Annotated in this window: 19 protein-coding genes, 1 pseudogene and 1 riboswitch; of the genes and pseudogenes, 18 read left to right on the top strand and 2 right to left on the bottom strand. The window is 31.1% G+C overall.

All coding sequences use genetic code 11. The annotated features are described in order from the left end of the window. The first annotated feature begins 95 nt into the window (after positions 1 to 95). The 10 genes from P3X86_RS00200 to P3X86_RS00245 all read left to right on the top strand — a co-directional run bounded on the left by P3X86_RS00200 (position 96) and on the right by P3X86_RS00245 (position 10,229). Entirely contained in the window at positions 96 to 1,193 is a 1,098-nt protein-coding gene (locus tag P3X86_RS00200; protein ID WP_483290603.1) for a M24 family metallopeptidase, read from the top strand. Positions 1,194 to 1,385: 192 nt separating this feature from the next. Continuing rightward, positions 1,386 to 2,324 carry a GntR family transcriptional regulator YhfZ gene (yhfZ, locus tag P3X86_RS00205; RefSeq protein ID WP_483290604.1) on the top strand — a complete coding sequence of 313 codons (939 nt, stop codon included), beginning with the start codon at positions 1,386 to 1,388 and terminating at the stop codon, positions 2,322 to 2,324. 86 nt (positions 2,325 to 2,410) lie between these two features. After that, entirely contained in the window at positions 2,411 to 2,782 is a 372-nt protein-coding gene (locus P3X86_RS00210) for a PRD domain-containing protein (protein ID WP_483290605.1), read from the top strand. Between the two features lie 35 nt (positions 2,783 to 2,817). Then, complete coding sequence (locus P3X86_RS00215) at positions 2,818 to 3,177, top strand: DUF2620 domain-containing protein (RefSeq protein ID WP_483290606.1); 360 nt, start codon at positions 2,818 to 2,820, stop codon at positions 3,175 to 3,177. A gap of 110 nt (positions 3,178 to 3,287) precedes the next feature. Then, positions 3,288 to 4,568 carry a YhfT family protein gene (locus tag P3X86_RS00220; RefSeq protein ID WP_483290607.1) on the top strand — a complete coding sequence of 427 codons (1,281 nt, stop codon included), beginning with the start codon at positions 3,288 to 3,290 and terminating at the stop codon, positions 4,566 to 4,568. A 108-nt stretch (positions 4,569 to 4,676) separates the two neighbouring features. Next, complete coding sequence (locus P3X86_RS00225; protein ID WP_483290608.1) at positions 4,677 to 5,783, top strand: amidase family protein; 1,107 nt, start codon at positions 4,677 to 4,679, stop codon at positions 5,781 to 5,783. A gap of 22 nt (positions 5,784 to 5,805) precedes the next feature. Then, complete coding sequence (locus tag P3X86_RS00230) at positions 5,806 to 6,705, top strand: phosphotriesterase family protein (RefSeq protein ID WP_483290609.1); 900 nt, start codon at positions 5,806 to 5,808, stop codon at positions 6,703 to 6,705. Between the two features lie 31 nt (positions 6,706 to 6,736). Then, on the top strand, positions 6,737 to 7,843 hold the full coding sequence (locus tag P3X86_RS00235; protein ID WP_483290610.1) for an aminotransferase class I/II-fold pyridoxal phosphate-dependent enzyme: 1,107 nt from the start codon (positions 6,737 to 6,739) through the stop codon (positions 7,841 to 7,843). After that, positions 7,843 to 9,027: a YhfX family PLP-dependent enzyme gene (locus tag P3X86_RS00240; RefSeq protein ID WP_483290611.1), complete on the top strand. Its 1,185-nt coding sequence runs from the start codon at positions 7,843 to 7,845 to the stop codon at positions 9,025 to 9,027. The genes P3X86_RS00235 and P3X86_RS00240 overlap by 1 nt, the downstream gene beginning before the upstream one ends. A 5-nt stretch (positions 9,028 to 9,032) precedes the next feature. Beyond that, positions 9,033 to 10,229: a phosphopentomutase gene (locus P3X86_RS00245; protein ID WP_483290612.1), complete on the top strand. Its 1,197-nt coding sequence runs from the start codon at positions 9,033 to 9,035 to the stop codon at positions 10,227 to 10,229. A 38-nt stretch (positions 10,230 to 10,267) separates the two neighbouring features. Here P3X86_RS00245 and P3X86_RS00250 read toward each other — a convergent pair whose 3' ends face one another. Beyond that, positions 10,268 to 10,441 carry a hypothetical protein gene (locus P3X86_RS00250; RefSeq protein ID WP_483290613.1) on the bottom strand — a complete coding sequence of 58 codons (174 nt, stop codon included), beginning with the start codon at positions 10,439 to 10,441 and terminating at the stop codon, positions 10,268 to 10,270. A gap of 151 nt (positions 10,442 to 10,592) precedes the next feature. Here P3X86_RS00250 and P3X86_RS00255 point away from each other — a divergent pair, with 151 nt between their 5' ends. The 5 genes and pseudogenes from P3X86_RS00255 to P3X86_RS00275 all read left to right on the top strand — a co-directional run bounded on the left by P3X86_RS00255 (position 10,593) and on the right by P3X86_RS00275 (position 18,250). Further along, complete coding sequence (locus P3X86_RS00255; protein ID WP_483290614.1) at positions 10,593 to 12,707, top strand: beta-propeller domain-containing protein; 2,115 nt, start codon at positions 10,593 to 10,595, stop codon at positions 12,705 to 12,707. Between the two features lie 425 nt (positions 12,708 to 13,132). After that, positions 13,133 to 14,340: pseudogene (locus P3X86_RS00260) on the top strand (transposase); the annotation flags it as partial. 165 nt (positions 14,341 to 14,505) lie between these two features. Next, positions 14,506 to 14,606: riboswitch (purine riboswitch) on the top strand. Between the two features lie 657 nt (positions 14,607 to 15,263). Next, on the top strand, positions 15,264 to 16,112 hold the full coding sequence (locus P3X86_RS00265) for a phosphoribosylaminoimidazolesuccinocarboxamide synthase (protein ID WP_483290615.1): 849 nt from the start codon (positions 15,264 to 15,266) through the stop codon (positions 16,110 to 16,112). A gap of 656 nt (positions 16,113 to 16,768) precedes the next feature. Further along, complete coding sequence (locus P3X86_RS00270; RefSeq protein WP_483290616.1) at positions 16,769 to 17,239, top strand: NUDIX domain-containing protein; 471 nt, start codon at positions 16,769 to 16,771, stop codon at positions 17,237 to 17,239. A gap of 336 nt (positions 17,240 to 17,575) precedes the next feature. Beyond that, entirely contained in the window at positions 17,576 to 18,250 is a 675-nt protein-coding gene (locus tag P3X86_RS00275) for a TetR/AcrR family transcriptional regulator (RefSeq protein WP_483290617.1), read from the top strand. A gap of 31 nt (positions 18,251 to 18,281) precedes the next feature. Here the strand turns inward: P3X86_RS00275 and P3X86_RS00280 are convergent, their stop codons facing one another. Then, entirely contained in the window at positions 18,282 to 20,627 is a 2,346-nt protein-coding gene (locus P3X86_RS00280; protein WP_483290618.1) for a beta-glucosidase family protein, read from the bottom strand. A gap of 303 nt (positions 20,628 to 20,930) precedes the next feature. On the opposite strand from P3X86_RS00280, the gene P3X86_RS00285 reads away from it, so the two are divergent. The 3 genes from P3X86_RS00285 to P3X86_RS00295 all read left to right on the top strand — a co-directional run bounded on the left by P3X86_RS00285 (position 20,931) and on the right by P3X86_RS00295 (position 23,577). After that, complete coding sequence (locus P3X86_RS00285; RefSeq protein WP_483290619.1) at positions 20,931 to 22,277, top strand: glycoside-pentoside-hexuronide (GPH):cation symporter; 1,347 nt, start codon at positions 20,931 to 20,933, stop codon at positions 22,275 to 22,277. 59 nt (positions 22,278 to 22,336) lie between these two features. Beyond that, positions 22,337 to 22,483, top strand: a complete 147-nt coding sequence (locus tag P3X86_RS00290; RefSeq protein ID WP_483290620.1) for a hypothetical protein — start codon at positions 22,337 to 22,339, stop codon at positions 22,481 to 22,483. 314 nt (positions 22,484 to 22,797) lie between these two features. Then, entirely contained in the window at positions 22,798 to 23,577 is a 780-nt protein-coding gene (locus P3X86_RS00295) for a helix-turn-helix domain-containing protein (protein WP_483290621.1), read from the top strand. Positions 23,578 to 23,815 lie beyond the last annotated feature (238 nt).

Below are 23,815 nucleotides of genomic sequence, written 5' to 3' on the forward strand. Positions count from 1 at the left end.
AATAATATATTTTAAAACTCTTTATAGGAAACATTAGACTACAAAGATAAATTTAACAACAAGTCATATGTATGAACAAAGGAGTGCAAGTTAAAATGAATAAAAAATATTTAGACAAGTTAGTTAGTATAATGAACAACAAAAATATAGATGCTATGCTTATTGCACCATCAGAAGACATGGAGTTTTTACTTGGTTTCTCACCTCACATGGATGAAAGATTTCAATCATTATTTATATTAAATGACAGTAGATGTTTTTACATAGTTCCTAAACTAAATTTTGAAGAAATAGAAAAAGTAATAGGAAATCAGGGGAAAATATATCAATGGGACGATGGTGAAGGATTCATGAGTGCTGTAAATATGGCATTTGATGAGCATGATTTGATAGGGAAAACTATAGGGGTCAATAAAAGCGCTACAGCAGTAAGTATAATAGATATTAAAGAGAAGTTAGAAATAGAATTTATAAATGGAAATCAAATTCTAGAAGAGCTTAGATTAGTTAAAAATAATGAAGAAGTAAACAAACTTAGAAAAGCTGCTAGATTAGCAGACGATGTATTTGCTGACATAGTTAAGTTTATAAAACCGGGTATTACAGAAAAAGATATATGTGAAAAGATGAAAGAGCTTTTTATAGAAAAAGGAGCTGATGGACTGTCATTTAGCCCTATAATAGCATCTGGTGCAAACAGCTCAAAGCCACATTATAATGATTATAGTAGAGTAATACAGGAAAAAGACATCATAATATTAGATTTTGGCTGTAAGTGTGAAGGCTTATGTTCAGATATGACAAGGACAGTATTTGTTGGAGGAATCTCAGAAAAAGAAGAAATAGTTTATAATGCAGTAATGAGAGCAAATCTAGCAGGGGAAGAACAGGCAAAACCAGGAGTACAGGCACAGACAGTAGATAAATCAGCAAGAGAAGTTATAAAAGAGGCAGGATATGGGGAGTATTTCATCACAAGAACAGGACACGGAATAGGATACAGCGTACACGAAGCTCCTTATATAAAATCAGGTAATGAGCAGATACTAGAAAAAGGTATGGCATTTAGTGTAGAGCCTGGTATATATATACCTAACGAATTTGGAGTGAGAATAGAGGATATAGTAGTAGTTACAGAAGATGGGGTAGAGGTATTGAATAAATCAGAGAAGAAACCAGTTGTTATTAAATAGTGTCAAAAATAGCTATTGTACTATACAATAAAAAATCAACTAAACAGTGCGCTTTAGTTGATTTTTTATTTTTTCAGAGGTACAAATAGTGGGATTTATTAACTAAACTAAAATTATACTTGCAATAAAAAGTAAGGTGATATATAATATGATTACAATATACGGTATTTTGTACATTAAAGGTTGGATGATATGGAGAATATAAAAAAAGAACTAATGTCTAAGAATGGAAAGACAACAGTAATGTTGGCTAGAGAGCTATTAACTCATAATGTAGGCGATAGAATAAAAACCATAGGTCAGTTTGCAAAAGATTTTGGTTTTGGGAGAGGTACTGTACAAGCTGCTTTTAAATATTTGCAGGACTCTGGTGCAGTAAAGCTTGAATCAAGAGGACATTTAGGGACTTCTATTACAAAAATGGACAACCACAAGCTTTGGAATATATCTGGATTTGGGATAATTATGGGAGTAATGCCACTTCCTTATTCAACAAGATATGAAGGACTAGCTACAGGCTTTTACAAAGAGTTTGAAAAGTGCAATATCCCATTTAGTTTAGCTTTTATGAGAGGTGCTAATAAAAGAATAGAAGCACTGAATTTAGGAAAGTATAATTTTGCAATAGTATCTAAATTAGCAGCTAACTTGGAAAAGAGAAGCACAGATAGTATAGAAATAATCCATGAATTTGGTTTAGAGAGTTACGTAGGTAATCATGTTATAATATACAAAGATGATGCATACAATCAAATTACACATGGTATGAGAGTAGCTATAGACCCAACTTCTCCAGATTTAATAATACTTACTACATATGAGTGTGAGGGGTTAGATGTTGAATATATAGAGACTCCATACAATCAAATAATACAAAGACTTGAAAACAATGAAATAGATGCTGCTATATGGAATATAGATGAGATATTAGAGAAGAATTTAAAATATAAAACTAGTTCACTAAGAAATCCAAAAACAAAAAAAGTGGACTCAGAAGATACTATAGCTACAGTAGTTGTAAATAAAGATAATATGCAGTTTGGTAACATATTAAATAAATTTATTAACATGGATAAAATTGAAGAAATACAAAGAGACGTAATGAATAAAAAAACAATTCCTATATATTAGGAGTTAATTTTTAAAATCAATATACAAAAAACAGTATATTGAGCATTCTTAATCTTATGAATTAAGCTTAAATTGGAGGGATACACTTGGATAGCGCATTGATAGAAAGACTTAATATTTTACAAATAGCAGGAGAAACGACTGAAGATATTACAGAAGCTATTAAAGATTTTTCACAAAAATTTAAAGAAATATTTAAGATAGAGTTAGTAGAAGCAAATTCTTCTATGTTAATCACTCATTTAGCTATGGCTTTAGCAAGAGTGCAAAAGGGTGAGCCAATAAATGAAGTAGATAAAATGGTTTCTGATGAAGTAAGAAATAATGAACATTTTGAGCAACTCAAAGAGTTATTTGAGTTACTTGAGGATAAACTAAAGTTAATATTACCAGAAAGTGAAAAAGACTATATTGCATTACATGCATGTACTATCATTATGAATGACAGTAAGCTATAGTCAATAATTTTAAATTAGATTAAGGAGGAATTGACGTGAAAATAGTTGTTGGTGGGCAAGTGGAAAAACAAAAGATAGCTGATTTGATAAAAGAAATTGGAGGTGACAGTGTACAAGTTGATATAAAGACAGATTTACAGGCGGCTAGTGATGTGAAAATGGGAAAAGCCGATTATTACTTTGGAGCTTGTCACACAGGTGGAGGTGGTGCTTTAAGTATGGCTATGGCACTCTTGACAAGAGCTAAATGCGAGACAGTTTCTATGCCAGGTAAAGCTCCTAAAAAAGAAAATGTAGTAAAAGCAATAGAACAAGGAAAGATAGCTTTCGGTTTTACAGGAGATCACTACGAATTAGCAGTACCAATGTTGATGGAAGAAATACTAAAAAAATAACAAGCTAATAGTGAGAGGAGGGGTTATTAAATACAAACGATATGTAAACGCTTGGATTGTTTTTTATTAGTTTATTATAACAAATTTGACTAAGAGAACGGAGGCATAATATGGAGATAGTACTTATAGCACTAATTGGTGCATTAGCAGCAGTTATGGCTAATACTGGAATAGCAGTATTCAATGATGGACTTAGACCTATTATACCAGAAAAAATAGAAGGTAGAATGTCTAGGAAAGAAGTTGCCGCTACATCATTTGCAATGAGCTTTGGATTAGTTATAGGTTTTGGTATACCATTTTCACTTACAGCTAGTATTCTTTTGATACATTGTATTTTATTAGGGACTGATATTATAGGTTGTTCTTCACCAGATGGAAAAAAGGGTATAGCTATAGCAGGTGTGGTAGGAGCATTATATGGTATAGGTATAATGACAGGATTGGATGTTATAGTTGATGCATTCGCAAAATTGCCTGTAAACTTTATGCCAAGCTTAGGAAAAGTAGGAGAGCCAGTAGTTGTTGCATTTGCAGCTTTTCCAGCTTTAGCTACAGGATATCAATATGGAGCCAAGAAAGGTGTACTTAACTTAGTATTGTCATTATTAGCTAGGCAATTGGCTGTAGTTATTGGTCCAATAAAGATTGGTTCTGCAAGTATTAAAATAAATCCAGAAGGATTAGCATTAATAGTTGGTATGACGATATTAATAATATTTGCTATGAGAGAAAAATCTGAAGAAGAATCAGTGGATTTAGTATCTTTGTTTGCAGAAAGAGTAAAGAGAATAAAGAAAAATGCACCAATACTGATGGTAATGGGTGGGCTAGTTGCAGCAGCAACTACTTACAAAATCATGGCTGGAGATCCTATTTCACTTAACCTATTAAAAGAAGGTAAAGTACTTGATGCAGCATTTGCAGCATTGGCAAGGGGTATTGGATTTATACCGCTGATAGCTTCGACAGCTATTGCAACAGGTGTGTATGGTCCAATAGGTATGACGTTTGTATTTGCTGTGGGATTATTTGTGCACAACCCAATCTTATCTGCTGTATTAGGAGCTGCAACAATTGGAATAGAAGTTCTATTAATAGATAGAATAGCAGTATTTTTAGACAAATTCCCTGGAATTAGAAAGTCAGGAGATAACATAAGAACAGCGATGTCTAAACTTTTAGAAATAGCATTGTTAGTTGGCGGTATGAATGCTGCAAATGCTATAGCACCGGGAATTGGATTTTTTGCTGTGGTAGGACTATATATATTAAATGAAATAGCTGGAAAACCTGTTGTTAGAATGGCAGTAGGGCCTATGTCAGCTATATTGGTAGGAGTACTTGTAAATATACTTTCATTAATCGGAATGTTCAATATTCCAGCTTAATAGTATTTTAGGATTCCTGAGATAATATATGATATGCAGGTTAGGGATGTCTAAAATGATAAGACATCCCTAATTTATTAATACAATCCTCGTCAAAGGAGAATAGCTATGGATTATCAGCAATTACTATATAAGATGAAAAAAGTAAGCAAATCAATAATTAAAGCAAATGATATGATAGGAAAAACTGTCACATATTCAAGAAGAGAGATATTAGATGAAGCTGTTTTTGCTCTAAGTAAAGACCCTTCTATCGAGCCTATTTTATTTGGAGTAAAAGATACAAATCAAATAAATAATGAAATAGTTAGTAAATTAAAAGGAAATAATGGTTTCTTATTTCATACGATTGACAAAATGTCAGATAGAGGAAGGGCTATAGATATAGATAATATAAACCCACTTACAGGTAGAGTGATGACAGGTTCATCTAGTTGTGGATGTATTAATATTTTAAGAGGAATCAATGATTTGGCAATTGGTACAGATGGTGGAGGGTCAGTTTTAGCACCCGCGATAAGTACAGGGCTTTATTCTATAATGGCAAAAGGTGTGGGGTTAAAAGGTTGTATAGAGAAACAATCAACAGATAATATTAGCTTTACACCAGCACTAGGAATAATATCACATAATTTTGATCTATGCAAAAGAGCATTAATTTCTATAGTAGATTATGATTTTAAATATTGCTTTAATGAAAAGATCAAAATAGCAATACCTAGAAAAGGAGATATACAGTTACCAAACAAACAAGATATGAATATGCTAGCTAAGACGGTAGCTGAGAATTTAAAAGATTATGTAGAAGTAGAAGAACTGCCTTTTATTGATTTTGATGATAGAAACGAAGCTATAAGAATGTGTAATGAAATTTTTAGCAAAGATATAGACATTATTTTGACAGTAGAAGGGCCTATTGATTTATATGGTCTAGGGGATTCAGTAATAGGGACAAATGGGTTGATAGGCAAAAGGGAGCAGAGATTAGGAGGAAAGTACATTATAAAAGTAGCAAATATGGTAGAAGCAACAACTATTACACTACCTTATGGAGAACTGGCTATGGGTGTAGTTATAACAGCTAAAAATGGTATTAGTGGAGCAAAAAAAGCACTATTTTTAGCATCAAAACTCAAAGAAATATATAAATCAAATGATTTATACGAAAGGTATTTTATAAATAGTAATAGTCAAGAAGTAAAAGGATTTATATAGATTATGATAAAGGAGAATTTATATGGAAACAGTTAGAGGAAATATAGATATTGAAGGAATTAAAGCCGTATATATTCATGAGCATTTGAAAATAGATTTGTCAGCTCAAAAAAAAGATGAAGATGCCAAGTTTGACCAGTCAGAGCTAGTAATAAGTGAAATGAAAGAACTAGTATCAAAAGGGATAGATACTATTGTTGAAGTAACTAATATGGGAATGGGAAGAGACATAGAAGCTATAAGATATATATGTAATGAATCAGGAATAAACGTGGTAGTGAGTACTGGATTTTACAAAGAACCTTTTTTACCAACTTATGTGTATAGTATGAAGGAAGAAGATATCAGCAAAATATTAGTAAAAGAGATTGTTAAGGGGATAGATAACACTAACATAAAAGCTGGCATGATAGGAGAAGTAGGTACTGGTAAAGGTCAAATGTCAGAAATAGAGATGAAAATAATGAAATCATGTGCATTAGCACATGTTGAGACAGGAATACCAATATATACTCATACTACATTAGGTACATTAGCACTAGAACAATTAAAGCTACTTAAAAATACAGGAGTAAATTTACAAAAAGTTGTAATAGGACATATGGATCTCAATCCTAGCATAGAGTATCTTTCAAAAGTAGCTGATACAGGTTGTTTCTTAGGGTTTGATACAATAGGTAAAATAAAATACCAGCCAGATGAATATAGAATAAAGGCTATAATTCAACTTATAAAAAGAGGGCATTTAAATCAGATAGTATTGTCACAGGATCTAACAAGAAAATCTCATCTTAAAGCTAATGGTGGGATAGGATACAGCTATCTTGTCGATACATTTATTCCCCAAATGTTAAAAGCAGGAATAAGCCAAACTCAAATAGATTGTATGCTAAAAAATAATCCAAAAAGATTATTTATATAAGTGGAATAGAACGATTTTATAGGAGGAAAAAATGAAGACATATCCAATAGACACAATTAATTTAGAAGAAGCAAAAAATAAGCAGTTTAAGTTAGTAGATATTATCCATCAAAATTTCAACGGATATGAAATATTAAATAATGGTGATTTAGGTGTGGTAAAAGGAATAGGTCATCCAACGTATACAGAAAAAGTTGAAAAAACAATAGCCCAATTTTTTAACGCAGAAGCATCAATACTAGTGAGAGGGTCTGGAACAGGAGCAATCAGGAATGTAATGAATACATCTTTAAAGGCAAATCAGAAAATATTACTCCATGATGCTCCTATATATCCTACAACTAAGGTGATTATTGATTCAATGGGACTTGAATGTGTATTTGTTGATTTCAATGACTTAGAAGCTATAGAAAAAACAGATTTATCAAATATTAGATTTGCTTTGATTCAACACTCAAGACAAAAAATAGAAGACAAATATGATTTAAGTGAAGTAATAGCAACAGTTAAGAAAGTAAACAAGGATATTGAAATATTAGTTGATGATAATTATGTTGTCATGAAATCAGATAAGATAGGTGTTGAACTTGGTGCTGAAGCAAGTGCTTTTTCGCTGTTTAAACTACTTGGGCCTGAAGGGGTAGGGTGTATAGTAGGAACTAAAAAAGTAATTGATTTAGTGAGGAACATTAATTATTCAGGAGGAAGTCAAGTACAAGGTTTTGAGGCAATGGATGCACTCAGGTCATTAGTATATGCACCTGTAGCATTAGCAATACAAGCAGAAGAAGGCAACAAAATAATAAAAAAAATTAATAATAAAGAAATACCACATATCAAGTCAGCATTTATAGCAAATGCACAATCTAGAGTAATATTAGTAGAGTTTGATAGACCAATAGCAAAAGAAGTTTTAAAATGTAGTAGCACTTTAGGGGCTGCACCATATCCAGTAGGAGCAGAATCAAGATATGAGATTACAGCTATGTTTTATAGAGTGTCAGGAACGTTTTTGAAAGCAAATGCAAAACTAGAAGATTATATGATTAGGATTAACCCTATGAGAGCTGGGTCAGATACAGTTCTAAGAATACTTAAAGAGTCTGTAAAGAAAGCTATTGAAAAGGAGAGGAAGTAATGTTTGTAGATTTGATGTTAAAGAAAAACCCTTCCTTGATTAAAGCAGGAGTAAATATGCATCAAAATGGTGAAATAATGCCTAATACTTATTTAATAGATGTTGATGCAGTTAGGCATAATGCAAGGTGTCTAGTTAAGAGTGCTAAAGAAAACAATATAAATTTGTACATGATGACAAAACAGATAGGTAGAAATCCCATGCTAGCTAAAATAATACGTGAGTGCGGAATAGAAAAAGCAGTAGCAGTAGATCCATGGGAAGCATTAACCCTTGCAAAAGAGGGTATAAAACTTGGGAATGTAGGACATTTAGTTCAAATCCCTAAATTTCTAATCAAAGATATATTGTCCTATGAGCCAGAAATTGTTACTGTTTTTTCAGTAGAAAAGGCTAAACAAATATCTGAGATAGCTACTAAGTTAAATAGAGTTCAAGATATTATGTTAAGAGTTGTAGGGAAAAGCGATAATATTTACGATGGACAAGTAGGTGGATTTAAAGAAACAGAGTTAATAGAAAAAGCAAAAGAAATAATGAACTTAAAAGGTGTTAATATTGCTGGAGTAGTAGCATTTCCATGTTTTTTGTATGATGAAAAGGCAAATGATATAAAGGAAACACCTAATGCTATGACAGCTTTAAGGTGTAAAGAAATTTTAGAACGGGAATTAAATATAAAGTTAAAACAGATTAACACTCCTAGTGCAAATACATCAACGTCTATGCATTTATTAAAAAAATTAGGGGCTACACATGCTGAACCTGGGCATGCTTTGACAGGAACTACGCCATTACATGCATACAATGAGGAATTACCAGAAATACCTGCTATGATTTATGTTACTGAGATATCTCATATGTTTGATGATAAGGCATATGTTTTTGGAGGAGGTTATTATAGAAGGTCGAAAATGAAAAAAGCATTAGTAGGAAGAGATTTCGACCAGCTGAAAGAAAATGACCTGAAAACAGTTGAATTGCTTCCAGAATCTATTGATTATTATGGAACTTTGCAAATAGGAGATAAAAAAGTTAGAGTAGGAGACGCGGCAATCTATTCATACAGAACACAAATTTTTGTTACTAGAAGTGAAGTAGTATTAGTGGAAGGAATTCAAAAAAACAAACCTAAAATAATCGGAGCGTTTGATAGCTTAGGGAAAAAATTAGATAGGTCGTGATAGATATGGCAAAAAAAGTAGTTTTATTAGTGATTGATAGCTTAGGGGTAGGGCAAATGGATGATGTGACAAAAGTAAGACCACAAGATAATGGAGCTAATACACTAAAACATATATTAGATAAAGCAGAATACATTGAATTACCCAATCTCGAAAAATTAGGATTAAAAAATATTATAAATCATAATAGATTAAACGATGCTCAAGATATTGGGGCTTATGGAAAGATTAAATTACAACACTACGGTGCTGATAGTTATGTGGGGCATCAAGAAATAATGGGTACAAAACCACTTAAACCGTATACAAAGCCGTTTAAAGACGTTATAGATGATGTTAAAATAGTACTAAAAAAAGAAGGTTACAAAGTTTCTATACCAGACAAAGAAAAACCTTACTTGCTTGTAAATGACTGTGTTTATGTCGCAGATAATATAGAAACTGACTACGGACAAATATACAACGTAACAGCATCATTTGATTATATATCATATGAAGAAGTTTTAAATATAGGACGTATTGTTAGAGAGTGTGTTAAAGTAAATAGAGTAATTGCCCTAGGCGGAGAGGATGTAACAAAAGAGTGGCTACGAAAATGTGTAGAAGTTAGAGATGACGGATTGATAGGAATTAACAGTCCAAAGTCAGGAGTATATCAAAAAGGGTATAAATGTAGACATATGGGATATGGAGTTGATCCTAAAGGTCAAGTAAGTACCATACTAATGAAAAATGGAATAGATGTTACATTGATAGGTAAAATGCAAGATGTAATAGATTGTGATGGAGCAACAAAGATTCCGGCAGTAGACACAGAGTTAGTTATGAAGAGTATAGTAGAAAGTTTTACGAGAATGAAACATGGATTCATATCGGCAACTGTTCAAGAAACTGATTTAGCAGGACATGCACAGGATGTAGATAAATATGCTCATAGACTCATGGTAGTAGATAAATATATAGGTTTACTCATGGATAAAATGAGACATGAAGATGTATTAATAATAAGTGCAGACCATGGAAACGACCCAACTATTGGCCATAGCCAGCACACTAGAGAAAATGTGTTGTTACATGTTTATGGAAAAAACATAAAAAAAGACAATTTAGGAATAAGGAAAACACTGTCTGATATAGGAGCAACAGTTGCAGAGTATTTCAACGTTCATAAGCCAGAAAATGGTTCGAGTTTTTTAAATTAATATAGTTTTTAGGGGATGGTTCAAGAACACATCCCCCTTTAATTTAAGTTTATTATTCCAGTAGTTGGTTTGTCATCAGGATTGATATTTATACTGCTAGTAGGATTTGATTTAGGTTTAGATTTTGGATTGTTACGTGAACACCTTCCATTAGCACAAGTTGGAGTAGGGCGTTTTTTAGGTATTATACAAGAATTTTTACCATAATCCATTTGACTATTCTCCTTAATTTTTATTTAAACAAGGTCAATATATTATATTTATGTGACGAAAATAAAGTTACAAATTAATATAATACATAACATGGAACTTTTTGGAGTAATTATAAGTCTAAATAAAAAACATATGTTAGGGGGAGTATAGGTGAAGAAAATCATAACAGTATTATTAATTATTTGTTTATTTTTCACGTTATGTTTTAGTACAGAAAGAAGCAAAAAAACGCAAGTTCAATTTTTAATAGATGATAAACCAGTTGATATGAATTATATATTTAATAAAGACAGTAAGGTATTAGTTAAAGTAGAAGATTTATCACAAGTATTAAATCTAAAATCAAGCATAAAAGGGAGTAGTATTATAATCAGCAATAAAGATACAGAAATTTTGTTAAAGCTGTATTCTGATGAAGCTTTAGTAAATAAAAATAATAAAAATATGGGGGTACGATGTAAAAAGATATACGGCAAAGTTTATGTACCGATAAGATTTATAGTTGAAGCTTTAAGACATGATATAGCTTGGAATTCAGAGAAAAACAGTGTGATTATATCAACACACAATCAAATGAATAAACTGCCAACTATAAAATCGAGGCAAGAGTATATGAAATTGATGGATAAATTTATAGCTCAGAAAATTAAATATAAGGATGATGTTAGTGTTAAAGAGGCTAATTCTAAGAGTAATAGTTTAAAAAAAGAATACTCAGAGACTAATAACCAAGTTGATGGAGTAGAAGAAGGTGATTTAGTCAAAACTGATGGCAAATACATATATATGATGAATAATAATCGTATATCTATAATAGATAGTCACCCTACTGATGGTAAAGTTGTAAGTGTTATATCTTTGCAAAACGATACTAGGGAGATTAATGAAATATTTATAGATGATAATAAACTAGTAGTTGTGGGAAACAAATATGAAGAACAAGTAACTAAAAAGCCAAATATCTTAGAGAAAATAGCAGGTAACTTTACAGTTCAGGCTACACCAGTGTATTATATACAAAAGAGTTTTATAAAAGTATATAATTTAGACAACATAGAAAGTCCTAAACTAATAAAAGACTACACATTTGATGGAGAGTATGTATCAGCAAGATTGATAGACCATCAATTTTACATGGTGACATCAAGATATGTAAACTTATATAGAGGTATGCTAAAATATCAAAATGATTTTTTAGATAAAGTTATATTACCAAGTTATAAAGAGAGTATAACAGGTTTTAATCATACAATGAAATATAACGAACTAAAATGTCTGCCAGAATGTAAACAATTAAGCTATATGATAACTATAGGCATTGATCTAAATCAACAAGATAGAAGACCAGATGTAAATGCGTATGTAGGTCGAGCAAAAAATATATATGTTTCAAAAAACAAACTATATATAGCAGGAGTTAATCATAGAAATAATTCAACAACTATATATAGATTTACACTAGGCTCTGGAAAAGTATCAGAGGCAGGAATAGGGCGAGTTCCAGGTTATATACTCAATCAATTTTCAATGGATGAATACAAAGATTACTTTAGGATAGCAACTAATTCATTTAAACTAGGTAACAATCTATATATACTAGATTATAGTATGAACATAACAGGAAGGTTAGAAGGTATTGCAAAAGGAGAAAGAATATATAGCACAAGATTTGAAGGTGATAAGCTATATATGGTTACATTTAAACAGATAGATCCATTTTTTGTAATAGACACATCAAATGTGAATAAACCAAAAATATTAGGATATCTTAAAATACCGGGTTATAGCACTTACTTGCACTATATAGATGAAAAGAGTGTATTAGGTTTTGGTTTAAATACTAAAGAAGTCAAAAAAACCGTTCAAACAGGAGGATTTAAAATATCACTTTTTGATATAGACGATATAAATAATCCAATAGAAAGAGATAAAGAAATAATAGGGGATAGTGGAACTTATTCAGAGCTATTAGATAACCACAAAGCACTTATGTACTTAGCTGATAAAAAAATATTTGGATTCCCTATAAAGGTAGTTAAAAAAGGTGATTACTTTGAGTACAATGGGGCATATCTGTATGAAATTGAGAATAATAAATTAAAGCTAAGAGGAAAGATAGATAATTTAAGTGATAAATATTTTAATGATTCTATTAAACGATTGCTTTATATAGATGGACATATTTATACAGTTTCTGAAAATAATATAGTTGTATATCAACTAAAAGATTTGAAAAAAACAGGTGTAATACAATTGAATAAATAACGTTTAATCTGTAAGATGCTTCGATGATTAGGAGCATCTTTTTCATATATTAAATATATATATTTAATATATAATGTTTAATGTTTCATATATTTAATATTTTATATATTAATATAACATATAGTTAATATCTCATGCATTCAACATATGTTATAATTAGGTTAAATTGAATGATTATAACAAAATTAGAACTACTGACTAAAAAAGCAGTAGTTTTTTTCATTTAGTACTAAAGACCTAATTGTTAATATATCCTAAAAACAAAGTGAGTATATCACACAAATAAAAATGACACAATTTCAAAACTTAGACCATGTTCGACATGATGCGATACAATATTACATAAAATACATTAGGCATATGAATTGTACAATTTGTATAAATAATCAAGATTTGCTATACTACTATTTTAATCAAAGTTATAAGCAAAAGAACCAGAGATGATGTGTAAATTACTGATATTGCAACATTTATACAATCTTTCAGATGAAAGAGTAATAGAAGAAGCTAATTTAAATCTAGCATATATGTACTTTCTAGGTATAAATCCAGAAGATAGTTTACCAAATAAGAGTTTACTTGCAAAATTCAGATGTCATCGTTTAAAAGAGATAACATTAGATGAAATAATTACAGAAATAGTTAAGCAATGTATAGATAAAGGAATAATAAAAGGAAAATCAGTGAGTATAGATGCAACACATATACAAGCCAATACAGTAAGAAAAATACCAGAAAGGCTAATGAGCCATTTAGCACGAAAGATAATAAATACATATGAGAAAGAAACGAAAAATAAACTAGAAAACAAAATAGAAGAACCTAATTACAAAGAAATAGAAGACCATAAAGAAGCGAAAGAAACAATGAAAATGTATTTAGATGATGTTATTAAGCGAGTAGAAAACGAGCTCTCAAATGAGCAAACACAAACAAAACAAGTAATAAACAAAGCAAAACAAATCCTACAGGACCCAAAGTTCATCATACAAAAAGGATGCAGATCAATAATAGATGAAGATGCAAGAGTAGGAAGAAAAAGCAAAAAACAGAACTTTTACGGGTATAAGACAGAAATAATGATGACAACAGACGAGAGAATAATAACATCAGTAAAAACAGCAAATGGAGCATATACAGATGGAGATTATACAAAAGAAATGATAGAAGAAACAAAAAAGAGCGGAATAAAAATAGAAGAAGTATATGCAGACAAAGCATATTTTAGAAAACCAATATTAGAAAACATAGAAAAATTAGAAGCAAAACCATACATACCAGTAAGTAATGTGCTAAAAAAAACGTACGTAAAATACTAAGTTTAGGATTAAATACAGCAGAATTTTATGAAATATCTCAATATCAAAAGACAGAAGAGTTTAAAGAAAAGTACAAGAAAAGAGCATCAATTGAGGGTAAAAATGCTGAACTCAAAAGATTTCATGGGCTATATCGTGCAAGAGGGTATGGTTTAGTTAGCGTATCAAAACAATCAAAATTAGCTGTAATCGCAGTTAATATAAAGAGAATAGCGAGGATAATATCCTCACTATTTTTGATATATTTAGCTATTTTCATAAAATTAACAAAGAGATACAATTATCTAATTAAATTTGCTAGTTTATTGGTTTAAAGAGCCTCTTTTTCACTGGTCTCGAACCGTCCCTAATGATTCCTAATGATTTTTACGCAGTCTGCCGTCGCCAAAGGGATTTTTCTATCTCAAAGTAGCCTAACGCCTATCCGAAAATAAAAAAATTGACAATATGGTAATCATATGCTATATTTAGGTAACAGTAATAAAAAATAATATATAACTCATATAATATTCAGAATTGGCTGATAAGTTTCTACCAAATAACCGTAAATTATTTGACTATGAGGAATATCTTTTTTAGTAAAAAGATTTCTTTTTCGTGTGAAAAAAGCTAATGATTTGTTAGCTTTTTTGTTTTTTAGTGACTTAGGCATGATAAAAAATATATATCAAACAGTCAGTAAGTACTGGATTGGGTTTGATCTTGGAAAGTGTTTATAATCATGACTGTAGTGTCTGGAGAGTAGTCAATTTAATTATATAGTGTGGTGTGACTTAGAGATAATTGTTCTAAAAACACACTCTTGTTTACAATGGATACAAAAATGATAAATACCTGTCAAATCAAAGCACATCAATGATGAAAAATCTGAAATTACCATTCGCAATTATTTAGAATTAGATAATCAAATTAGAAACCTATAAATTTACTACAAAATCATATGGAAACTTTCAATTTATTATGGTTAATATGCTGAAAGGATGATTATATTGACCTGATAAAATGAGTTTTTCTAAAGTTGGGTTTAGATTTCAGAATACTGTTGAGTTCCAACCTTCAGTATGGGGATTTTGTTACCCATTTAACGATGAAGATGTATATGAATACATAGTGCATAATGAATCTCAAACTGAGTTAATAGAAATTAGCTGAAGTTGTACAATAAGCATATTATAAGTACACAGACATGAGCTCATTAAAGTCACAAACAAAAATAAATGGAAAGGGAAGTGTGATAATGAAAGAAATTTTAACTGGTAAAGTACGTGAGGTATATGAAACAAATGATAATAATTTTGTGGTTGTAACTACTGATCGGATTTCTGCCTACGATGTAGTTTTAGCGAATGACATACCGCAGAAAGGAGTTGTCCTTAATAAAATTTCTAACTTTTGGTTTGATTATACTAAAGATATAATACCAAACCATATTATATCTACATCTATTGAGGATATGCCTATAGAGATATCTAAAAATAAGGCGTATTATAATGGGAGAACTGTACTTGTACGAAAATTGAATATGTTACCTTATGAGTTTATTGTTCGTGGATATATATTTGGTAATATGTGGTTAGCATATGAAAAAGATAGAGCTTTTTGTGGGCAACCATTTGTTGAAGAATATCAATTAGCTGAGAAGTTGAAAACGCCGATTATTACTCCGTCAGTGAAAAATAATGAAGGTCATGATGAGTATATAAGTATTGAGCAACTAGTTGATGATTTAGGCAAAGAAGAAGCTAAAAAAATATTCGATATATGTTTAGAATTATATAATAAGTGCTTTGAGTATGCTTTTGAAAAAGGCATTATTATAGCAGACACAAAGTTTGAATTTGGTTTAGATGAAGACGGGGTACTAAGATTAGGAGATGAGATTTTTACACCAGATTCAAGTAGATTTTGGAATGTAGATCAATATAAGATTGGATCTTCACCAGCGTCTTATGACAAGCAATTTGTTCGCGACTGGTTGATTAGCAATAGATTAGATGGTAAATTACCAGGTCCTAAACTTCCAGATGATATAGTTGAGGCGACTAAAAATCTATATACTGAATGCCAAGATAAACTACTTCGGTAGAAGGGAACCTACTGATAACAAGGTATATCGTGAGATCTTGATCTAAGGATAGAAAATATCGTACTTTGAAGTATATATTATAATTTGAGTTATTCATTTGCAAAATATTAATAGACGAATATGGAATTGAAAGTTGAACTGACCTTTGTCAAGTAGACAGATAATTAAAATTTATGCACTAAGTGCTTGATTTCGATATTACTTCGGAGCTAAGATTTTCACAATCAAAAGGGACGGTTAGAGACCAGTGAAAAAGTATATATTTTAAATTCAGCTATACAATATATAGCTATTCATATGCTAATTGATTATATATGTTGTATGTCAGAACTCAACTTATGACTTTTTCAGTAATCTCGAACCATCCCTAATGATTGTATAGCAACAAACCAAGAAAAATCAACTAAAACAGAAATACTTTAGTTGATTTTTTTTTTGACCCTACAGTACTGTTCAAGAATGAGTGAATTACAAGGCATTGAAAATTACACAGATATGAGCGAATATATAGTTGAGTTAAAAGACCTTCATAATTATGAAGGAGACCATTTTTATTTGAGAGGTTATTTTGATTGTGTGAGATTACTTTATAGATTGAATATGATAAAATAATATTATTATAATTAATAATTTTTTAGAAAGTTTAGGGTGATTATATGAGTAATTATAGGTTAAGTGCAAGAGCTATAGTAATTAAGAATGGTCGTGTGTTGCTAAATGAATTTAATAATGGTGAATATTATAATCTTCCTGGCGGTGGTGTTGAAATTGATGAAACTTTGAGAGATGCTGTGGCTAGAGAAGTACTGGAGGAAAGTGGATTAACTGTTTTTGTTCGAGAAATGTTATATATATACGAATATAATCCTATAAGAGATGGGTATAGATATGGATCACGTGGAGGGTTAAGCCATGTGTTTAGATGTGAAGTGGATGAGACTAAAGAAGAGGTAGCAGAGAGAGTACTTGATTTAGATCGTTTAAATAATTCAGTTAGTACAGGATGCAAATGGATTTTAGTTAAAGAATTAGAAAATATTAATCTCGTCCCTAAAATAAATAAAATTCTTATTAGGGATATTATGACGCAAGATTTTACATTAAAATTTCTAGAAGATATACATTAAAAATGATAGCGGATGCCTAATTACTAGTGAAATCAATATAGTGGAAATCATGGATAACTATTATTTCTTAATCAATATCAATAAAACCGCAGTCCCTTTGAAGGCTCCTTCCTGAGCTTCCAATTTGTATACAAATTGCTAAAATGGTGTCCCAATCCCCTAAAATTGGGCTAAGCCCAAACCCATAACTAAATACGGAACTATGAACTTAAAGTCAATGAATTAAATATCATTGGCTTTTTATAATACAAAAAAGGAGTGGTAAAAATGTTGAAAACTTTATGGGATAAAGTGGTACGTTTTCTTGACGCTTTTCAGCAATAATGATATTATAATTTGAGTATACATAAGTTGGTTGAAAGAAGTGATTATATGATAGATGTATTAAATTACAAGGAAAGTAATGTGAAATCAAAAAAGCGAGAAGAGATTCTAAAAAAAAGTATGGATATCTTTATTAATGAAGGGATTTATGCTCCTACTATGAAAGAAATCGCAAAGAAATGTGGTGTTTCTCTACGATCATTATATTACTATTACCAGAACAAAGAAGACTTAGCTGTTGATATTCAGCTGTTATGTATGCATGAATACAATAATAGTGTTTACAAAAATTATGATGAAAATAAATCGGCTCATGAATTAATGTCAGAGATTATTTATAGGCAGGTAGATATGTTACAATCTAATGCTAAATTAATCAAATATATCACCGTATTTGATTACTATTTTATTAATAGTTATCCAAATGATAAATATGTGAATTACTTGGAGAAGATGCTTGTAGAAAGTTTATACGATGAGTTAATTGAAAAAGCAAGAACAGATAATACTATTGAGTTGCACGGTGCAGATCCAGCTGTTATTTTTGCAACAACAGCGCAAAGTATATTAGGATACGCTCAGAAAATTATTTATAGAGAGAAAGCTATGTTAACTGAAAAAAGGGAGACTAAAGGAGATTTGAACGTTCTTGCAAACATGTTAGTTTGTGCATTAAAAAAGCGCTAAATCGCGCTTTTTCTTTTATCCTTTTATTGTTTTATTGTTTAATATCCTCTTTGTTCATCATATCTATTAATTCTTGTCCTTTACTGTGTGATATCATTCCTCCAGATAGCGTTGAAAGAGATCTAATTGGCATTTCATTTATCATTGCTTCTACTATATGTGATGTTGTTTTATCATTATCAGGGTTACTTGCTTTTTCTAACAGTATGTCATGTAGTTGTTTTCCGATAGCATTGTCTTGCAGTTCTGAGATAACGCTATTCATTGTGATTGGTCTAAGCGTTGGATATTCTGGAATCTTAAAGCCTAGAATTTGCTCAAATTCTTTTTGTGTTGGAGAGAAATTCGAAGTAATGTTTTTGTAGATATCATCATTCTCTACTAATAAAGACGTTCCTTTTACTGATATGAATTTGGCTAATCTAATATCTCTTGAAGATGCTCCTACGAGAACTTCATATTCTCCATTTTCGATTTTGAAATCATCTTTATTGTATACTGCTAGCATTTCGATTGGTACAGATATCTCGACTGTTTTTGATTCCTGAGGTTGCAGAGTAGTTTTTGCATATCCCTTCAATTCTTTATCAGGACGATAGACTATACTATCTTTTTTTCCAATATAAAGCTGAGAAATTTCTTTTCCTTCCTTATCACCAGTATTGGTTACGGTAAATGATACTTTGATTTCATTATTCATAACATTTATTGATAAGTGATCGTAAGAGAAAGATGTATAACTTAAACCATGTCCAAATGGATATAAGGGTTCTTTGTTAGCTGTATCATAATATCGATATCCTACATATAATCCCTCACGGTATTCAATTTGACGTGGTTTTTCTGAAAAGTTTTGGTTGCTTGGAAACTCATCTAGATGATTAGGGAACGTTTCAGCCAATTTTCCGCTAGGATTTGCTTTTCCAAATAGTACGTCAGCAAGTGCTTCACCACTAGCTTGTCCTGCTAGATACTGTTCTAAGATGGCTTTCACATCCTGTTTCCATGGCATAACAATAGGGCTACCATTTGATAAAGCAATAACAACATTTTTGTTTACCTTAGTTATTTCTTTTATCAACTCTAATTGATTGTTTGGAATATTAAGATGAGTTCGATCAAACCCTTCACTCTCAGAGCCATGTGTCAGTCCAACCATAAGCACAACGACATCTGCTTGTTTTGCTGTATTTATGGAGTCATCAAGGAGTGCTTGGTCTGAGATATCCTCGTCAGAACGATATCCTTGAGAGTATAGCAGTTTATCTCCTAAATTCTTTTCAAATGCATCTTTTGCGTTGGTTATTTTTGTTGGTGCCACTAAACTACTACCACCACCTTGAAATCTTGGTTTTACAGCGAACTCGCCAATCAACGCTACTTTTTGGTTTTTATTTAATGGCAGTATATGATCTTCATTTTTTAGTAACACCATCGTTTCAGTAGCTACACGCCTTGCAAAGTTATGATGGCTCTCTTTATCATATGGTATAAAATTTTGATTTAGAGTTTCTTGCGATTTTAAAATTAATTCAATAATTTTAGCAACTCTCTCGTCTAAAATATCTTCACTTATTGTACCACTTTTAACTGCTTCAATGATGTTTCTTTGATTCTCATCTGTACCCCCAGGCATCTCTAGTTCTTGTCCAGCGATTAAACCTTTAACACGATTGTTACATGCACCCCAATCTGTCACGACTAGACCTTCGTGCTTCCATTCTTCTTTTAATATATCATTTAATAATCTCTTGTTCTCACTTTGATATGTACCATTTACTAGATTATAAGAACACATTACTGTCCATGGTTGTGATTCTTTTACAGCTATTTCAAATCCTTTTAGATAGATTTCACGTAGAGCTCTTTCATCAATAAAGGTATCTAGAACAAAACGCATTGATTCTCGGTTGTATGCCACAAAATGTTTAATTGATGTTCCAATCCCTTTTGACTGAACTCCATTGATGAAGTTCGCAGCCAGTGTTCCACTTAAATAAGGGTCTTCGCTAAAGTATTCGAAGTTACGTCCACAAAGTGGATGTCTTTTGATGTTAACTCCAGGACCTAATAAAACTGATATTTCATTAGTACGGCATTCTTCCCCTAAATACTCACCTACTTGGTAAATAAGTTCATTATTCCATGTACTTGCTAGTCCTGCTGCCGTTGGATAACAAGTGGATGCTACACTTGAATTAATTCCTGCAAGATCTGCATTTCCTTCTTGTTTGCGAAGCCCATGAGGGCCATCAGACATTAAAATATTCGGTAAACCTAATACACTTTCTAATGTCCAGTAATTTCTTCCAGAGCAAAGTCTCGCTTTATCCTCCAGTGTCATTTTACTTAGAATTTCTTTTACTTTTTGTTTCATTTGGCTCACTCCTTTTCATTAATAATAGTCAATTTCGCTTTCGTTAATCTACATTTTTAGAGTTATTATTCTTTTAGATTATAGAAAGAAGTAAATATGATTAATGTATAAGTTAAACCCAAAATGCAGAGATGATCATGTTACAAACCAATTATACAATATTTGCACACGACGTGCAATTTTTTTCGATTATTACTCAAAATTTAGGTGGAAATAGTTAAAAAAAACAAAGATAGTATAAGAATTTTTTATTAAAATTTATGTATAATACCACTAAGGTTAATCAAAGGAGAGGTGTTTAAGATGAGTCATAAAAGCATGAAACAAAGTTTCTTAACCAAAAGAAGTGAACGTTTTTCTTATGGTAGTTGGATGATGGGGCAAAATATCATCTACATACTTGTTCTAATTTATTTACCTATGTTCTATACAGATGTAGTAGGACTGTCAACAAAAGCTGTGGCAACACTATTTTTTATTTCAAGAATTTGGGATGCAATCAACGATCCTATATTGGGAGGATTGATAGACAAAACAAATCCTAAAAAAGGTAAGTATTTAGTATGGGTTAAATCTGTAACTTTTTTACTTCCTATATTGACTATTATTGTTTTCATGAATATCAAAGGTGGAAGTGTATTTAACTTGACTTATGCTTACATTACGTACATAATATGGGGGATGGTTTATACTATATCAGATGCACCTATCTTTGCCTTAGTCACTACTATGACCGACAATCCAAATGAGCGTAATACCTTAATAGCCATTGGTCAATTTTCAACGGGAATTGCGGGTGTTTTTGCGGGTATTTTATTAGCACCTATTATTGACAGTGCAGGATGGACACCAGCAGTTCTCATGGTAATGGTAATTGCGTTTGTTGTAATGATGCCTATTAGGTTTACAGTGAAAGAACGGGTTGTAGCGGAAAGAAAAAATAAACTTACCGTGAAGATGCTGTTTACTTCCATAATTAAGAACAAATACTTATTAGTATTATACAGTGGGATAATTTTTAAAGGCGCGCTAAATCTAGGATTGACTGTTAGCACATATTTTGTAAAGTACAACTTAGGTAATCTAAAATTAATGGGTATCTTAAGTTTAACAACAATATTGCCTCTGATAGTTTTACCGCCTATACTGCCCCGAGCGATTGATAAGTTTGGAAAGATAACTTTAATGATAGGGTTTTTAATATTGGCTGTTGCTACTTCTATAATTCAATACTGTGTTGGTTACAACAATTTTATGTTATACTTCATAATCAGTATTTTTAAAGGAGTTGGGTTTCTTGGTCCAAATATAATGAAAAGCATGTTTGTAACAGATTGTATCGAATATGGAGAGTATGTAACAGGTGAAAGGAATAGTGGTTTAGCCTTTTCTATTCAAACATTTAGTGCGAAGTTTAATACTGCTATATCTGGTTCTTTAACAATGGTCCTTCTGGGAGTTTTTGGCTTTAATGGTTTAGCACAGGTGCAGTCACAAGCTACATTAGATGGAATTTGGCTTATGACGACGTTAATTCCAGCTATAGGAGCACTTTTATGTTTAATCATATTTGCTTGCTTCTATAAACTTAAGGAATCTGATGTAAGAGATATGATGAAGGAAATGAAGGAAAGAAAGCTAAGTTCTTAATATTTTTTATAAATAATTAATAAGGAGTTGAATCTCATTGAAAAATAGAAAAACTGAAAATGCATAATATGAAAATTAAGCAGGCACAGTTCTATCAAGATTGTTTTGCCAATGCTATCGATATTATAAGAGTAGGGGCAGATTTAAGGTACTATATTGAAAATGAAGAGATTCTAAATATTAAAGAGCAAAAACTCATATTGTAGCAGTTGAAGCAAAATTTACACTGTATGTTGAATAATTATAAAGTGTTATGGACAACCAATAGCAAGGTTGGTGGGTTAGATAAGAGTATTCAAGCATTTCTAAGATTGCAGGGACAAATTAATCACAAGTTAGATGCAGTGCGTTAGTAGTAGCACATTAAATTATGGTATAATAAAACCTAAGGTTTATTATACTAGAACTCTACAATGCCTATATTAGTACAATGGCAAACCTATTGCAGGTTTCAATGTTAATGTAACTTGCTATAAGCTTAGAAGTGAGAAGTACTATACTTTGTAAAGGGTGGTTATACATGTATGTTTCACAAATATTCAATAATATTGAGAGTTTTAAAAACATAAATAAGTTGATAGACAATTACCAAAAAAGCGTTAAGTCTTCAAAGAGTCACAATGTTAGTAACCAGCACTATCCCTTTGAAATTGAAAGAATGTTCTATGAATCCTTGTTAAATAATTTAGATGATGAAATAATAAAATATGGAAGATTGCTTTCAAAATATCAAGTATCTAATTTTTGTGAGGGTAACGAGATTAGATCCTTAAAAAATAATATAATAGGTTCTTGTGCGGTGTTGGTAAGATATGTTATACAAGCAGGTGTTGACGAAAGAGCGGCCTTTGAATTAGCCGATGAGTACATTTATTTGGTTGAAGCAGCGACATCTTTGGATGATTTATATTGTTTATCTGATTTAATATACTTGAACTTTATCCAAGAGATTAAAAAACATAAGATCCTATCAATTTACTCAAAATCTGTTACTCAAGCGATAAATTATATTGATAGCAATATTGAAAAGAATATTTCACTAAATGTTATATCTAAGCATCTTAATATAAATGACAAGTATCTTTCTAAACTATTTAAACAAGAGACAGGGAATACAATTACAAACTATATTCACTATAAGAAAATCATACATGCAAAATACTTGTTTGCCTATACTAATATGGGCATTTTAGAGATATCCCAACAATTGAGTTTTAACTCTCAAGAGTATTTTTCCAAGGTATTTAAACAATTTGAAAGTATTAGTCCAGGCGCCTATATGCGAAGACTGGGGCGGTAGTAATTTAGATAATTCATTTTTGAATTATCTGAATCACTGCCGTTTTTTACTTTTCTGCTATGAGGAAAAGCTAGTCCCATGCTATAGTAAAAACAAATGAACAAGCTCTTTTTAGTGGAAGAGAACTAGGAGCAAACTTTGGGGTGAAGCCTTAAATAGTATATTATGGTATGAATATAGATGTGAAGCTATTAAAAAGCCCAATCAAGGTGTTGTTTTAGTATTTTACATAGTGAGA

The organism is Abyssisolibacter sp. ZYX002 (genome assembly GCF_056892235.1).